The sequence below is a fragment of the Allobosea sp. LjRoot9 genome, from assembly GCF_964252745.1.
Taxonomy (GTDB): Bacteria; Pseudomonadota; Alphaproteobacteria; order Rhizobiales; family Beijerinckiaceae; genus Allobosea.
Genome location: NZ_CAXUPC020000002.1, coordinates 363,441 through 377,573 on the forward strand (window position 1 = coordinate 363,441; position 14,133 = coordinate 377,573).

General features: G+C 65.8%; 15 protein-coding genes. 2 read left to right on the forward strand and 13 right to left on the reverse strand.

Annotated elements, in window-relative coordinates; genetic code table 11:
• Positions 1-114 precede the first annotated feature (114 nt).
• The 4 genes from ACSQ3P_RS10270 to ACSQ3P_RS10285 are packed head-to-tail and all read right to left on the reverse strand — an operon-like array spanning position 115 to position 3,933.
• Positions 115-1,218, reverse strand: a complete 1,104-nt coding sequence (locus ACSQ3P_RS10270; RefSeq protein ID WP_436165491.1) for an ABC transporter ATP-binding protein — start codon at positions 1,216-1,218, stop codon at positions 115-117.
• A complete protein-coding gene (locus ACSQ3P_RS10275; RefSeq protein WP_092170298.1) occupies positions 1,215-2,015 on the reverse strand; it encodes an ABC transporter permease in 801 nt (266 codons plus the stop codon). The genes ACSQ3P_RS10270 and ACSQ3P_RS10275 overlap by 4 nt, the downstream gene beginning before the upstream one ends.
• 3 nt (positions 2,016-2,018) lie before the next feature.
• Complete coding sequence (locus ACSQ3P_RS10280) at positions 2,019-2,897, reverse strand: ABC transporter permease (protein WP_436165492.1); 879 nt, start codon at positions 2,895-2,897, stop codon at positions 2,019-2,021.
• Positions 2,898-2,934: 37 nt separating this feature from the next.
• The gene (locus tag ACSQ3P_RS10285) at positions 2,935-3,933 is read right to left on the reverse strand and encodes an ABC transporter substrate-binding protein (RefSeq protein ID WP_436166229.1); all 999 of its coding nucleotides are present in this window, start codon (positions 3,931-3,933) and stop codon (positions 2,935-2,937) included.
• Between ACSQ3P_RS10285 and ACSQ3P_RS10290 the strand changes: the two genes are divergently transcribed.
• A complete protein-coding gene (locus tag ACSQ3P_RS10290) occupies positions 3,866-4,006 on the forward strand; it encodes a hypothetical protein (protein WP_436166269.1) in 141 nt (46 codons plus the stop codon). The two genes, ACSQ3P_RS10285 and ACSQ3P_RS10290, sit on opposite strands and share 68 nt — an antisense overlap.
• A gap of 4 nt (positions 4,007-4,010) precedes the next feature.
• Here the strand turns inward: ACSQ3P_RS10290 and ACSQ3P_RS10295 are convergent, their stop codons facing one another.
• The 9 genes from ACSQ3P_RS10295 to ACSQ3P_RS10335 all read right to left on the reverse strand — a co-directional run bounded on the left by ACSQ3P_RS10295 (position 4,011) and on the right by ACSQ3P_RS10335 (position 13,496).
• Positions 4,011-4,325 (reverse strand): NIPSNAP family protein, encoded by a 315-nt coding sequence (locus tag ACSQ3P_RS10295; protein WP_436165493.1) that lies wholly within the window; start codon positions 4,323-4,325, stop codon positions 4,011-4,013.
• A 14-nt stretch (positions 4,326-4,339) separates the two neighbouring features.
• Entirely contained in the window at positions 4,340-5,809 is a 1,470-nt protein-coding gene (locus ACSQ3P_RS10300) for an aldehyde dehydrogenase (RefSeq protein WP_436166230.1), read from the reverse strand.
• Between the two features lie 18 nt (positions 5,810-5,827).
• A complete protein-coding gene (locus ACSQ3P_RS10305) occupies positions 5,828-6,865 on the reverse strand; it encodes an LLM class flavin-dependent oxidoreductase (RefSeq protein WP_436165494.1) in 1,038 nt (345 codons plus the stop codon).
• A 15-nt stretch (positions 6,866-6,880) separates the two neighbouring features.
• Positions 6,881-8,653: an alpha/beta fold hydrolase gene (locus tag ACSQ3P_RS10310; RefSeq protein WP_436165495.1), complete on the reverse strand. Its 1,773-nt coding sequence runs from the start codon at positions 8,651-8,653 to the stop codon at positions 6,881-6,883.
• Positions 8,646-9,233, reverse strand: coding sequence for an amino acid synthesis family protein (locus ACSQ3P_RS10315; RefSeq protein WP_436165496.1), 588 nt, complete (start codon positions 9,231-9,233; stop codon positions 8,646-8,648). The genes ACSQ3P_RS10310 and ACSQ3P_RS10315 overlap by 8 nt, the downstream gene beginning before the upstream one ends.
• 275 nt (positions 9,234-9,508) lie before the next feature.
• Complete coding sequence (locus tag ACSQ3P_RS10320; protein ID WP_069689939.1) at positions 9,509-10,324, reverse strand: ABC transporter permease; 816 nt, start codon at positions 10,322-10,324, stop codon at positions 9,509-9,511.
• On the reverse strand, positions 10,321-11,154 hold the full coding sequence (locus ACSQ3P_RS10325) for an ABC transporter permease (protein ID WP_103717791.1): 834 nt from the start codon (positions 11,152-11,154) through the stop codon (positions 10,321-10,323). The genes ACSQ3P_RS10320 and ACSQ3P_RS10325 overlap by 4 nt, the downstream gene beginning before the upstream one ends.
• Before the next feature lie 65 nt (positions 11,155-11,219).
• Positions 11,220-12,350, reverse strand: coding sequence for an ABC transporter substrate-binding protein (locus ACSQ3P_RS10330; protein ID WP_436165497.1), 1,131 nt, complete (start codon positions 12,348-12,350; stop codon positions 11,220-11,222).
• A 30-nt stretch (positions 12,351-12,380) separates the two neighbouring features.
• On the reverse strand, positions 12,381-13,496 hold the full coding sequence (locus tag ACSQ3P_RS10335; RefSeq protein ID WP_436165498.1) for an ABC transporter ATP-binding protein: 1,116 nt from the start codon (positions 13,494-13,496) through the stop codon (positions 12,381-12,383).
• 123 nt (positions 13,497-13,619) lie between these two features.
• Here ACSQ3P_RS10335 and ACSQ3P_RS10340 point away from each other — a divergent pair, with 123 nt between their 5' ends.
• A complete protein-coding gene (locus ACSQ3P_RS10340; RefSeq protein WP_436165499.1) occupies positions 13,620-14,129 on the forward strand; it encodes a 2'-5' RNA ligase family protein in 510 nt (169 codons plus the stop codon).
• The last annotated feature ends 4 nt before the right edge of the window (positions 14,130-14,133 follow it).

The following is a 14,133-nucleotide window of genomic DNA, read 5'->3' on the forward strand; positions in this document are numbered from 1 at the left end:
GCACCAGGCGAGGCACTTTGGGCGCGCATCATCGGCCCCAGGCCGCCTTCGAGACGCCATTCCTGACGGAACGGCTCCTCAGGATGAGCGCTCAATTCATTCCCAAACGTCCGCTCAGGGCGCGCTGTAGATGCGGGCAGCTCCCGCCGGCCAGCCGAGGCGGACCTGGTCCGTGGTTTGCGGCGGCTGGCCTCTGAAGCCGTCGCAGGGCAAGCGGATCGAGACCTCGCCGCCCCAGCTCGTACGCGTCAGGACATGCACGACATCGCCGAGGAAGGTCGTCGCGGTGACGGTGGCCGGGACCAGCCCTGCCGCCATATCGTCGCCCCGGGTGATCGTGAGACGCTCCGGCCGGACCATGATCGCGACATCGTCCCCGGCCTTGAGACCCGCGCCGGCAAGGCTCGCACCGGTAAGGCCCGGAAGCCGCGAGCCATCCGGCAGAACCGCCTCGAAGGCGGCACCGCTCGCGGATGCGACCTTGGCCGGCAGGAAGTTGGAGTTGCCGATGAAGCCTGCGACGAAATGCGTAGCGGGTGCATCGTAAAGATCGCGGCCGGACCCGACCTGCTCGATCCGGCCATTGTTGAACAAGGCGACGCGGTCGGACAGGCGCAGCGCCTCCTCCTGGTCATGCGTGACATAGAGGATCGTCACCCCGGTCTCGTTATGAATGCGCTTGATCTCGAACTGGATCTCTTCCTTCAATTTCTTGTCGAGCGCGGAAAGCGGCTCGTCCATCAGGAGCAATGGCGGGTCATAGGCCAGGGCGCGGGCCAGCGCCACGCGCTGCTGCTGGCCGCCGGAGAGCTGCGCCGGCATGCGCTCCGCATAGCGCTCCAGCCGCACGAGCCTGAGCATGGCTTGAACCCGTGCGTCGATCTCCGCCTTCGAGCGACGCCGGACCTTGAGCGGAAAGGCGATGTTGTCGGCGATGCTCAGATGCGGAAACAGCGTATAGCGCTGGAAGACCATGCCGATATTGCGCTTGTTCGACGGCACCCGCAGCAGCGAGCTTCCGCGCAGCAGCACATCGCCGACTGAGGGCCCCTGGAACCCGGCGATGACATAGAGCGTCGTGCTCTTGCCGGAGCCCGACGGCCCCAGGAAGGTCACGAATTCGCCCTCAGTGATATCCAGCGAAACATCCTCCACCGCGGCGACCGCGCCATAGCGCTTGGCTACGCCCCTGATGGACAGGAAGGGGGTCGTCGTCATGAGGGTTTGTCCTTGCGCAGGAAGGCCGCGAGCAGCATCAGCACGGCGGTGAAGCCGACGAGGATCGAGGATACGGCGGCGATGACCGGCGAGAGATCCTGCCGCAGCGTCGAGAAGATCCGCACGGGCAAGGTCTGGAGGTCGGGGCTCGCCATGAAGATGGCGATGACGACCTCGTCCCAAGACGCAAGGAAGGAGAAGATCGCCGCGCCGAACACGCCAAGCCGGATCGAAGGGATCGTCACCCGCAGCTTGGCCTCCAGCGGGCTTGCGCCGCAGATGATCGCAGCATCCTCGATCGCGATGTCGAAGCGCTCCAGCGCGTTGCAGATCGAAATGATGGCGAATGGCAGCGCCACCACCAGATGGGCGATGACGAAGCCGATGAAGGTTCCATTGAGCTGGATCCGCAGGAACAGCGCATAAAGCGCCACCGCCAGCACCACCACCGGCAAAACCATCGGCGTCAGGAACAAGGCGCGGACCAGTTCGCGCCCCGGAAAGCGCCCGCGCGTCAGCCCGAACGACGCCATCAGGCCGATGACGGTCGAGAGCACCATGACGGTCAGCGCGATCCTGAGGCTGACGAAGAAGGAGGTCAGCCATTCCGGATCGGCGAAGAGCTGACCATACCATTTCAGCGTCCAGGCCGGCGGCGGGAATTGCAGCCATTGCGAGGAGCCGAAGGACAAAGCGACGATCAGCAGGATGGGCAGGAGCAGGAACAGGCCGACAAGCACGGCGACAAGGCAAAGGGCATAGCGCAGCCAGCCGAGACGATCGAAATCGAGCAGCATGGCCTACCTCGCCTCCCCGCCGCCGAAGCCGAAATAGCGGAACTGCACCGCATAGATGGCGAGCGTCACCACGAGCAGGACGAGCGCGGCTGCCCCCGCCAGCCCCCAGTTGAGCAGCGATTGCACCAGCTGCGCGATCAGCTCGGCCAGCATCATGTTGGAGGTTCCGCCGAGCAGCGCGGGCGTGACGAAATAGCCGAGCGACATGACGAAGACCATGAGCACGCCCGCAGCAACGCCCGATGCGACGAGCGGCGCGAAGACCAGCCGGAACACCTGAAACCGGCTCGCCCCGCATAGGGACGCCGCCTGGAACACCGTGGGGTCGAGCGTCCGGATCGTGGCGTGCAGCGGCAGGATCATGAAAGGCAGCATGATGTAGGTCATGCCGATGGTGACGCCGACGAGGTTGTTGATCAGCGAAAGCGGCTCGGAGATCAGGCCTATCTGCATCAGCATGCGGTTGATGATGCCCGTGCCCTGCAGCAGCACCATCCAGGCATAGGTGCGCGCCAGCAGGTTCGTCCACATCGACAGGACGATGACGCCAAACAGCAAGGCGGACCAGCGCCGCGGAGCGACCGCCAGGAACCAGGCGACGGGAAAGGCGAGCAGCAAGGTGACCAGCGTGACGAGCCCCGCCACCAGGAAGGTGTTGCCGAAGACCTTCAGATAGGTCGTGGAGCCGAACACCTCGGCATAGTTCTGCAGGCCCGGCTGCGGCTCCAGGACGCTGCGCAGCAGCAGCGCGACGACGGGTATAACGAAGAACAGCGCCAGCAATCCCAAGGCCGGCGCAACCGCTCCGAGCCCCGCCAGACGGCGGGGCTCGGGCGAGAAATCGACCTCGCCTGCGAGCGATGGCGTGGGCACCGTCGTCATGATCTCACCGGCATTGCGGGCGTGACAGGTGCGGGGCTTACTTGGCCTGCCACTCGTACCAGCGCTTGCCGATCTCATCCCGGTTGGCGGCCCAATAGGCCATGTCGAGATTGATCTGCGAGGTGGTGAACTTGTCAGGCAGGGTCGCGGCCACCCTCGGGTCCATCAACGCCGCCGATTTGAGGTTCGTCGGAGCATAACCAGTCTTGACCGCCATCTCGGCCTGGCCTTGCGCCGAGCTCGCCGCCGCGAGGAACTTCATTGCCGCCGCCTTGTTCTTGGCGCCCTTGGGAATGACGAGCACGTCGGCTGCCGTCAGGTTCTCTTGCCAGGACAGGCCGACCTGCGGGTTCTCGGCCTGGATGGCGAAGATGCGGCCGTTCCAGAACATGCCGAGCGGAGCCTCGCCCGAGGCCAGGAGTTGCTGCGACTGCGCGCCACCGCTCCACCAGACGATGTTCGGCTTGATGGTGTCGAGCTTCTTGAAGGCGCGGTCGAGATCGAGCGGGTAGAGCTTGTCCGGCTTGACGCCATCTGCCAGCAGCGCGATCTCCAGGACGCCCGGCGCTGACCATTTGTAGAAGGTGCGCTTGCCCGGGAAAGCCTTGGTGTCGAACAGGTCGGCCCAGACCTTGGGCTCCTTGCCGGCGAGCTTGGCCTTATTGAAGCCGAGCACGAAGGAATAGTAGAAACTGCCGACATGGTGGGCGGAGCTGAAGCGGGGATCGAGGTCGCCGCTCTTGGTCAAGGCGGGGTCGAGCGGCTCGAGCAGGCCGGCCTTGGCGGCCGCGACCGCGAAATCGCCTTCGACGTCGACGACATCCCAGCTCACATTGCCGCTCTCGACCATGGCCTTGAACTTGCCGTAGTCCGTCGGCCCATCCTGCTTGACGGCAATGCCCGAGGACGCCGTGAAGGGTTCGGCCCAGGCCTTCTTCTGAGCCTCCTGGGTGGTGCCGCCCCAGCTCGTGAACACCATGCTGTCCTGCGCGGAGGCCGATCCGATTCCCGACATTGTTGCGCTGATCGCGAGCATGCTCGCGGCAATGAGTGTGCAGGCCTTCATGTTCATTCCCCTGTTTTGTTTGGTTGTTCGGCAGGCGTCGTGACGTCCTATTTCAGCGGCGAGAACGGCGCTGATTTCAGGATCTGGTTCTCCATGGTTTCGATGAGCGACTGGATCTTCGGCAGGAAAGCCTGCCAGCGTGGGTCGGCGGCAAGCGCTGCGCGGCGCGCCTCGCGATCATCGAGGCTGGCATAGGCCCAGACATGCACGATCTGGTTCAGCGGCCCGATCTCGGAGAAGAAGTAGCCGACGAGCGTGCCGAGATGGCTCTTCTGGACGGCGATGCCTTCGTCCTCGACGAGCTTCAGATAGGCCGGCACCGTCCCGGTCTTCAGGCGGTAGGTCCGCATTTCGTAGATCATCGCGGCCTCTCCCCTCAGCGCATCACGAAGGGGTCGGGAATCGGGTCGTCGGAGGTGCGGATCCAGACCGATTTCGTGCGCGTGTAGTCACGCACCGATTCCGAGCCGCCCTCGCGCCCGAGACCGGACTGGCCGTAACCGCCGAAGGGCACGATCGGCGAGACCGCCCGATAGGTGTTGACCCAGACGATGCCCGCCCGCAGGCGGCGCGTGACGCGATGCGCCCGGGTGAGGCTCGTGGTGAAGACGCCCGAGGCCAGCCCGAACGGCGTATCGTTCGCCAGCGCGATCGCTTCCTCCTCGCTGTCGAAAGGGAGGACGCTGAGCACCGGGCCGAAGAGCTCCTGAGCGACGCAAGGAACGGTGTTGTCAGCCGCCGAGACGATGGTCGGGGCGAAGAACCACCCAGCCTCACGGCCGGCCGGACGCCCGCCGCCGCAAATCACCCGCGCCCCGGCGGCGACGCTACGGGCAAGGTTGTCCTCGATATGCGCGCGCTGGCGCGCGGTCGCGAGCGGGCCCATCTCCGTCGCTTCGTCCTGCGGATCGCCGATGCGGATCTTCGCCGCCTTCTCAGCGAGGATGGCGACGAGGCGATCATGCGCCGGGCGCTCGACATAGAGCCGGGACCCGGCGACGCAGCTCTGGCCGGTCGCAGCGAAGATGCCGGCGATGATGGCGTTCGAGACGCTGTCGAGATCAGCATCGGCGAAAACCAGGACGGGCGATTTGCCGCCGAGCTCCAGCGTCACATGCGCCAGGTTCTCCGCCGTATTGCGCACCACCTGGCGCGCCGTCGCCGGCCCGCCGGTAAAGGCGACGCGCGCCACTTTCGGGTGGCTCGTCAGGGCGCGCCCGGCGGGCTCGCCGAAGCCGGTGACGATATTGACGACGCCCTTGGGAAAGCCCGCGGCATCGATCAATCGGGCGAATTCGAGCAGCGGCGCCGGCCCGTCCTCGGAGGCCTTCAGCACGACGGTGCAGCCAGCCGCGAGCGCGGGTCCAAGCTTCACGGCGGACAGGAAGAGCTGCGAGTTCCAAGGCACGATGGCGGCGACGACGCCGATCGGCTCACGGCGCAGGAAGACCTCCATGTCCGGCTTGTCGATCGGCAGATGCGCACCTTCGATCTTGTCGGCAAGGCCCCCGAAATAGCGGTAGTAATCGGCGACGTAGCCGATCTGCGCCCGCGTCTCGCGAATGATCTTGCCGGTATCGCGCGTCTCCAGCTCAGCCAGGCGGCCGGCATGCTGGGCAACGAGATCGCCGAGCTTCATCAGCAGCTTGCCGCGCTGGGTCGCGGTCAGCCCGGCCCAGGCCGGGTCATGGAAGGCGCGGTCCGCCGCCTCGACGGCGCGATTGATCTCGGCCTCCCCCGCCGCCGGCATCAGCGCCCAGGCCGTGCCCGTCGCCGGGTCGAGGCTCTCAAAAGTCTCTGCCGCGTCGACGAAGGCGCCGTCGATATAGAGCTGGAACCGCGGCAGGGTCATCGACGCTCTCCGTCAGAGAAAGGCCGGCAGGACATGCCGGATGAAGAGATCGAGCGACTTCTTCTTGCGCGCATGCGGCAGGCCACTGTCGATCCAGATCGAGAACTGGTCGAAGCCGAGCGCCTCATAGCCCTTCAATCGCGCGATCACCGCATCGGGCTCGCCGATGACGAGGTTCTTGGCGACAGCCTCCGGCCGATAGGCGGGCAACATCGCCGCGCGCTCCTCGGCATCGAGCGGCGCCATGATGCCTTGCCGGATCGGGCGCTTGTTCTGGAACCAGGCGCCGAACAGGCCGTAGAAATCGCTCAGCGCCTGCGACAGTTCCTCGGTCTCAGTCGGGCTGTCGGAGACGAAGGTATGCTGCAGCAGCATGATCTTCGGGCGCTTGACCTCGGGATGGTTGGCGACGGCGGCCTCGAAGCGCTCCATCAGGCTTGCCACCTCACCATCGCCCGAAGCGAGCGGCGTCACCTGGACGTTGCAGCCATTCGCCACCGCGAAATCATGGCTGTTGGGGTCGCGCGCTGCGATCCAGACCGGCAGCTCCGCCTGCACCGGCTTGGGCGAGGATGTCGTCTCGGGAAAGGACCAGAACTCGCCCTGATGGGCATAGTCGCCCGCCCACAGCCTCTTCACCGCCGGCACGAGCTCGCGCATGCGCTGGCCCGCGCCCCAGGCGTCGAGGCCAGGCACAAGGCGTTCGTATTCGAAGGAATAGGCCCCGCGCGCAATGCCAAGGTCGAGGCGCCCATTCGTCGCGACATCGGTCAGCGCCGCCTCGCCCGCGAGCTTGATCGGGTGCCAGAACGGCGCCACCACATTGCCGGTGCCAAGCCGGATGCGCGTCGTCTTCGCCCCCAAATAGGCGAGCTGGACGAAGGGATTCGGCGCGATGGTGAACTCCATCCCGTGATGCTCGCCGATCCAGGCCGTCTCGAAACCGGCCGCCTCGCTGATCAGGACGAGCTCTTCCAGCTCCTCGAAGAGTTCACGATGCGACTTGGCCAGGTCGGCGCGCTCCATATGGACGAAGAGGGAGAATTTCATCGCGCCGCCTTTCGTCTAGACCGGTTGCGCCAACGGCTTGGTCGGTGATTTTGCCAGCGGCTGGACCGTGCCGCTCTCGGTGTCGCCGATATAGACGCCGAAGCTGTCCTCGCTGCGCTCGCGGACATAGCGACGCAGCATCGAGCGGATCGCCTCGTCGCGGAGCCGCTCCCACGGAATCTCGTCGAACGGTACCAGATGCACCGCCCCGGATGGCTCCGGCACCTGCAGAAGCCTGCCGCGATAATAGATCGAGGTCGCGCTCGGCGGCTCGCGATCCTCGAACACGGCAAAGAGGAAGCCGAGATCGGCCTTGATGCCGAGATGGTTCATGCGCCCGGACAGGCTCGCCGGATCGCCGCCCGCACCGAGCGAGGCGCCTTCCGGCAAGTCGAGCCGACCGCCCTCGCCCGCGACGAACAGGATCGCGTGCTCATGCTCCAGGATCGCGCCGACGCGCATCCGGCCGCCCTTCGCGGAGAAGCTGTCGAGCGACAGGCCGAACGCCACATGCGTACCCCGGCAATAGCCGAGCGGATTGGCCGGCGCATGGTCGAAGCCCATCACCTCGCCAATGAGGATGACGTGATCGCCGGCCTCGATCAGCTCATGCTGCCGGCAGTCGAACCAGGCCGCGACGTCGTTCAGGATGGGACTGCCTGCCGGCCCCTTGCGCCAGGCGGTCCTGGCGAATTTGTCGGCGCTCCTGGTCGCGAACAGGTTGGAGATATCGGCCTGACTCTCGGCCAGGATGTTCACGGAGAAGTGGCCCGCTTTCGAGAAGACCGGGCAGCTCGACGCCGTCTTGGCGATGCAGACCAGAACCAACGGCGGGTCGAGTGAGACAGAGGTGAAGGAGTTGGCGGTGAAGCCGCGTGGCTCGCCATCCTCCTGGAGCGTCGCCACCACGGTGACACCGGTCAGGAAGCTGCCGAGCGCCTTGCGGAAGTCGCCCTTGTCGAAGGGCGCGGCCTCGGCTTGCGCGAAAAAGGCGAGCAGCCGCCGGCTGATCTCGCTGGGCGCGGTCAGGCTCATCATATGGCGTTCGCCGGGCACGATCTCGGCCCGGCTGCCGGGTGCAAGCCGCGCCATCGCCAGGGACATCTCGGGGGTCGAGTTGGGGTCCCCTTCGCCAGTGATGAACAAGGCCGGCACGGAAAGCCCGGCAAGACGGTCGCGATGGGCGGCGTCCGAGGTCGCAAACAGGCGGTAGGTCCGCGCATAACCGACCGGATCGACCGCATCGAGAAGCGCGTGCACCGTCGCCGCCGCATGGCTCCACGAGGCCGGGACGGGATCTCCGAACCAGCGCGTGATCGTCGCGGCCCAGGCGGTGGAAGCGGACGCATCCTCCAGCGCCGCGAGACGCTGCGCGATCGCCTCGCGCTGCGCCGAGGTGCGGCAGAAGGTGGCGTTCATCGCCGTCACGCTCGCCAAGCGCGAGGGATGCGACAGGGCGAATTCCAGCGAGACGAGCGCCCCCATGGAATGGCCGACGAGATGCACGTTCCGGAGACCGAGACCGTCGATGAGTGCGAGCAATGCGTCGGCATAGTCGGAGAGCCGCGCATCCGCCGGCGGCAGGCTGGAGCCGCCATGGCCGAGCATGTCGACGGCGACGACGTCGTGGCGCTTCGACAGCTCCTCGATCTGGTCCGCCCAGACCGAGGCCTGCATGCCGACGCCATGCACGAGAAGGACAGGCGCGCCCCTGCCGCTCCGGACGAAGGCCGCCCGCGCGAGCGCTCCCGTCCGGTCCTGGTAGGAGATCGCGCCCCGCTCAGACATCCGTGCCGCCCAGATCCTTGAGATCCTGGTAGCGATCGCCGATGCGATGATGCGGCCGCCCGCCGATGGAGGCGCCGAGCGCCACCACGATCTCGTCGGGAGCCGGCGCGTCGAGAATGCCGAACTGGATCGTGAGGTAATGCGAGCGCATGCCCTCATCGGCCTTGTGCATCAGCGGGATGACCACCGGGCAATTCGGCCCGCCGCGCGTATTGGTGAAGCTCAGATAGCTCTTCGCGCCGACGGCCTTGCGGAAATGGTTGCCGAAGCGGAGCGTGTGAATCAGTGCCGAGGCGTGCTCGATTTCGCCTGAGGTTCCGACGATCGCGGCCTTGCCATAACCCTCGACCGCCTCGCCGCCGCCAGTCATCCGTAGGATCTCGGCCGTCAATCGCTCGCCCAGAACCGGCGCGACGGCATGGATCCCGGGCTTCAGATCCTCGACGAAACCGCGCCCCGCCCAGGGATTGCGCAGAACCGCCGCCGCCGCGAACAGGCGCAGCGGCCGGGCGGCCTCACGGCCACCCTCGATGAAAGTGTCCTCGGTGAACGTGACGATCTTGCGCAGTTCCAAGCTCACTTCCCTCTCCTCCCAAGCGCTCCGCTTCGAGAATGAGATTATGGTATGCCATATTATGATTCCGTCAAGAGCGCCTGGATGAAGAGCGTTGCCTTGCCTGGGAACAGCACCGTCATCTGGCCGACGCGAAGCGAAGCGCCGGGATCCATCGGAGGGCTCGACGCCTTACGATGGATCCCGGAACTGCGCGGCTTCGCCGCTTATCCGGGGATGACGGAGTGGTTGTGCGTGACGACTGCCCGCTTCGACGCGGGGCAGCGTTCACGGCCGCGCCCTCAGGCGCCGACCTTGGCCAGCACGTCGGCGCGCAGGAAGCGCTCGATGAACAGCATGAACAGCACGGAGGGAACGAGCAGGATCAGCGCCGTGATCGAGGCGACCTGATAATTGCCGCCCATCGCCGCGTTGTAGAGCAAGAGCGGCAGCGTCGTGACCTGCGGCACGCCGACGAAGAAGGTGCCGGTGAACTCGTCGAGCGATTCCAGAAAGACGAAGATGCCGCTGGCGATGATGCCGGGTGCAGCCAGCGGCAGCGTCACCGTGAAGAAGGCGCGCAAGGGCGAGGCGCCGATATTGCGGGCGGCGAGTTCGAGATCCTTGTCGACCGCAGCAAATGCCGCCGCCGCGATCCAGACCGAATAGACCAGGCCATGAGCGGCATGGACGAGAACGACGGCGAAGACCGTGCCGTTGATGCCGATCTGGTAGAACACCCGCGCGACATTGATGTAGATCGCGACCGAGGGAAAAGCCTGCGGCAGCAGGAACATCACCATGAACAACGCCCGCATCGGCAGCTTCAATCGCGCCAGCGCATAGCCCGCCGGGATAGACAGAGCGAGCGCGACGACGACCGTCAGCACGGCGATCCAGACCGAGGTGCCGAGCGAGGCCATGGCATCGCCGGTCGGGCGGAAGACCTGCTCCCAATAGCGCGTGCCATAGGTCACCGGCAGCTTGAACGGCGTGTACCAGCGCTCGGCGACCGACCAGAGCGCGAGATTGGCCAATGGGCCGATCAGCACGAAAGCGAAGGCGGCGAGCAGCGCGGCGGCCAATGTCGCCCGGGCGGCCGAGGCGAGACGGATCATGGCGCCGCCTCCTTCGACAGGCCGCGCTTAAGGTAGAGGATCGCGGCGCCTGCGCTGATCAGATAGGTGATGACGCCAAGCGCATTCGCCGTGGCGTAGTCACCGTAGGAGTTGATGCGGAAGGCCATGTCGACCGTCAGCATGGTCGGCTGCGAGCCCGCGACCATCATCGGCACGGAGAGCACCGAGAGCATCGTCACGAAGGACAGCACGAGCGCGACGAGCAGCGTCGGCATCACCTGCGGCAGGGCCAACTCGACCAGCACGCGGACACGCGAGGCACCGAGATTGCGGCCGGCCTCCAGCGTCGCCCGATCGATCGAAGCGAGCGCGCCGGCGAGCAGCAGCGCGACGAAGGGGGTCTGCTTCCAGACGAAGGTCGCGATGATGCCGCGCCAGTCGAGATAGCTCACGGCGCTCAGCGGCTCCATCAGTCCGAGCGAGACGAAGGTGTTGTTCATCAGCCCGTTCTTGGCGAGGAAGGTGCGCATGCACTGCGCCGCGACGATGAAGGGAATGAAGAGCGGCCAGCGATAGAGCGCCTTGAGCGTGCCGACGATCCAAGGATTCTCGCCCAATGTCAGCGTGCCGGCGATGACGATCGCGGCAAGCGCGGTAAGCCCGCAGGACGCCAGCACGATCACCACCGTGAAGACGATGTCGGTCGAATACAGCTCATAGGCCTTGGCGAACCAGTCCAGCGTCAGCGAGCCGTCCGGCTTGGTGAAGGCCGAGATCAGCGAAAAGCCGAGCGGGTAGAGGAACAGCGCAGCGACCAGGAGAAGGCCGGGCGCGATGAGGATCAGCGCCAGTTGGCGTTGGGAGAGCATGGACAGGCGCCGATCGCGAGGATGGGCGGCCCGGCGTCAAGCCGGGCCGGTGGTGGATTCGACCGTCAGTTCGAGACCTTCTTCTCGTAGCCCTCGAGGATGTCGTTGAAGTAGGGCGCGATCGGGAAGGACTTGGCGTTCTTCGAGAGATCGCTCGGGGTGATGTCGGTGAAGAGCTTGTTCCAGGCGGCCTGATCGAGCTTGCCCTCGAGGTTCTTGGCGTCGATGCCCGGATACCAGTTGAACTTCTTGACGATGCCGTCGGCCTGCACCTGCGGGCTGGTGGCGAGCGCGATGAACTCCTCGGCGAGCTTGCGGTTGGCGGTCTTCTCCGGCACCGCGTAATACATCGGCTGGCCCGGCATGCCGGGAGAAGCGAGCTTGAGCTTCATGTTCGGCGGCAGCTTGCCGTCGGCCTGCCAGGAATAGAACATGTCGACCCAGACCGGCCCGATCGCGATCTCGCCGCGGTTGAGCATGTCGAGCGTGCCGGCATTGCCCGGCGTGATGACGACCGATTTGTTGAACTCCTTGAGATCGGCGAGCGCACCGTCCCAGGACGCCTTCACGGCCGGATCATAGGGCCCCTTGATCAGCTTGTCGGCGTCGCCGCCGAAGGCGTAGACCCAGCCGGCAACGAAGGCGACGCCGGACATGCCGCCCTTGATGCCGTTATAGCCGAACTGCTTGGGGTTCTTCTTGGCCCAATCGCGCAGCTCCGCGAAGGTATTGGGCGGGGATTTGAGCAGATCGGCATTATAGGCGAGCGCGGTCTGCGACTGGAACATCGGGATGACGAAGCCCGAGACGTCGGCGCCGAGCGCGTTCTTCGCCGACTCGCTGGAGACGAGCTTCGCGGTGTCGACCTTGTCGGTGTATTTGGCGAGCAGGCCTTCCTTCACCATCGTGCCGGCGGCCTTCTGGTGGATGACGACGACATCGAAATCGGTCGTGGCGGCGCTCTTCTGCGCGTCGAGCTTCTCATAGATCTTCTGCGAGCCGGAATCGCCGGCGCCGGTGCCGACGGAAACGACCTTCACGCCGGGATGGGACTTCTCGAACATCGGCCCGAGATAGTCCTTCACATAGTCGACCATGTTCTGGTCGCCAGCGGTGGCGACGTTCAGGGTCTGGGCCGAGAGCGGCGATGCCGCCATCAGCGCCGCGAGCGAACAGGCAATGGTGAGGATGCGCATGGGTCTGACTCCTTGTTGAGTAGAACTCGGTCAGGCGGCGATCGTCCCGGCCTCGGATGCCGGGAAGATGTGGAGGCGCTGCAGCGGGATGCGCAGGCCGACTTTGGTTCCGAGTTCGTGGCGGTCGGCGTCGTCGACCGTGATCTGGCGGCCTGCCGCCTCGACCCGGTAGCGATAGACACCGCCTGGATAGGCGCGCGCGGCGATCAACCCCGGTACGATCAGATCGTCGACCGAGGTCGCGTCGCTGGCGTCGAGCCGCGCGACGTCGTCGCGGAAATAAGCAACCGCATCACCGCTCGGCAAAGCGCTCGATATCCCGCTCGCGAGGCTCGCCGTGGCCTCGCCGGCGCTCAAGCGAGCGCCCTGCTCCGAGCGCTCGACGCGCAGCGGCAGGACGTTCTCCGCGCCCATGAAATTCGCGACGAAAGCGGTGGCCGGGCGGTCATAGACCTCCTCGGGCGTGCCGACCTGCGCGATCCTGCCCGCCTGCATGATGACGAGCCGGTCGGCCATGGTCATGGCCTCCTCGCGATCATGCGTGACATGGACGGCGGTCAGGCCCAGACGCTGCTGGATCGCGCGGATCTCATGGCGCATCGTCATGCGGATCTTGGCGTCGAGATTGGAGAGCGGCTCGTCGAGCAGCAGGATGCCGGGATCGATGGCGAGCGCCCGGCCGAGCGCGACGCGCTGGCGCTGGCCGCCCGAGAGCGCGGTGACCTTGCGGTTCTCATAGCCGGCAAGGCCGAGGAATTCGAGCATGGCGGCGACCTTGGCCGCGATCTCTGCCTTCGTGGCGCCGCGCAGCTTCAAGCCGTAGCCGATATTCTGCAGCACGGTCATATGCGGCCAGAGCGCATAGGACTGGAACACCATCGCCATGCCGCGCTTCTCCGGCGGCAGCGAGGCGACATCCTTGCCGCCGACGATGATCGAGCCGGATTCGACCGGCACGAAGCCGCTCAGCGAGCGCAAAAGCGTGGTCTTGCCGCAGCCCGACGAGCCGAGGAGCGCGGTGAAGCTGCCGGGCGTGAAATCGAGGCTGACGCCGTGCAGCACCCGCGTGCCGCCATAGGCGACATGAAGGTCGCGCACGGCAATGGCCGCGCCGCTTTGCGGCCCGTGCTGCAATTCCGTTGGCAAAACGCCGTCTCCCTTGCCGCGATCTTTTTCAGAATGATTGGAACGTCTCTTCCAATTTCTGATACGCTTGGAATAAATATAACGCCCGTCTCCGGCCGTGTGCAATAGGTTTGTGAACCTCTGATGACGCCCCTGATCCACTCCATCTGGCTGCTGCCGAAAACCGAGGACGAGACGCTGCTGGCGGAGGTGGTTGCGGAGCTGTCGCGCCGCTTCGACACACCGCTCTTCGCGCCGCATCTGACGATGAAGGGCGACACCGACCTGCCCATAGCGGCGCTCGAAGCCGCGATTGCGGAGGCGGCCGGCGTGGTTGCGAGGTTTGCGGCAGAGATCGCCGCGATCGAGACCAGCGAAAGCTATTTCCGCTCATTCTATGCGCGCTTCGCGGTCAGCGCGCCGCTGGCGCGATTGAAACAGCGATTGGACGTGCAGGCGGCAGACGCCTTCATGCCGCATGTTTCGCTGCTCTATGGCCCGGTCGTGCCCGAGCCGAAGGCTGCAGCGGTGGAGGAGGTCGGGCGGAGGCTGAAAGGACGAACCATCAGCTTTGACCGGCTCTGCGTGGTGCGCTCGGGCCAGGATATCCCTATCGCCGATTGGCGCGTGATCGCGACCGCGCGGCTCCGCTGAAGCA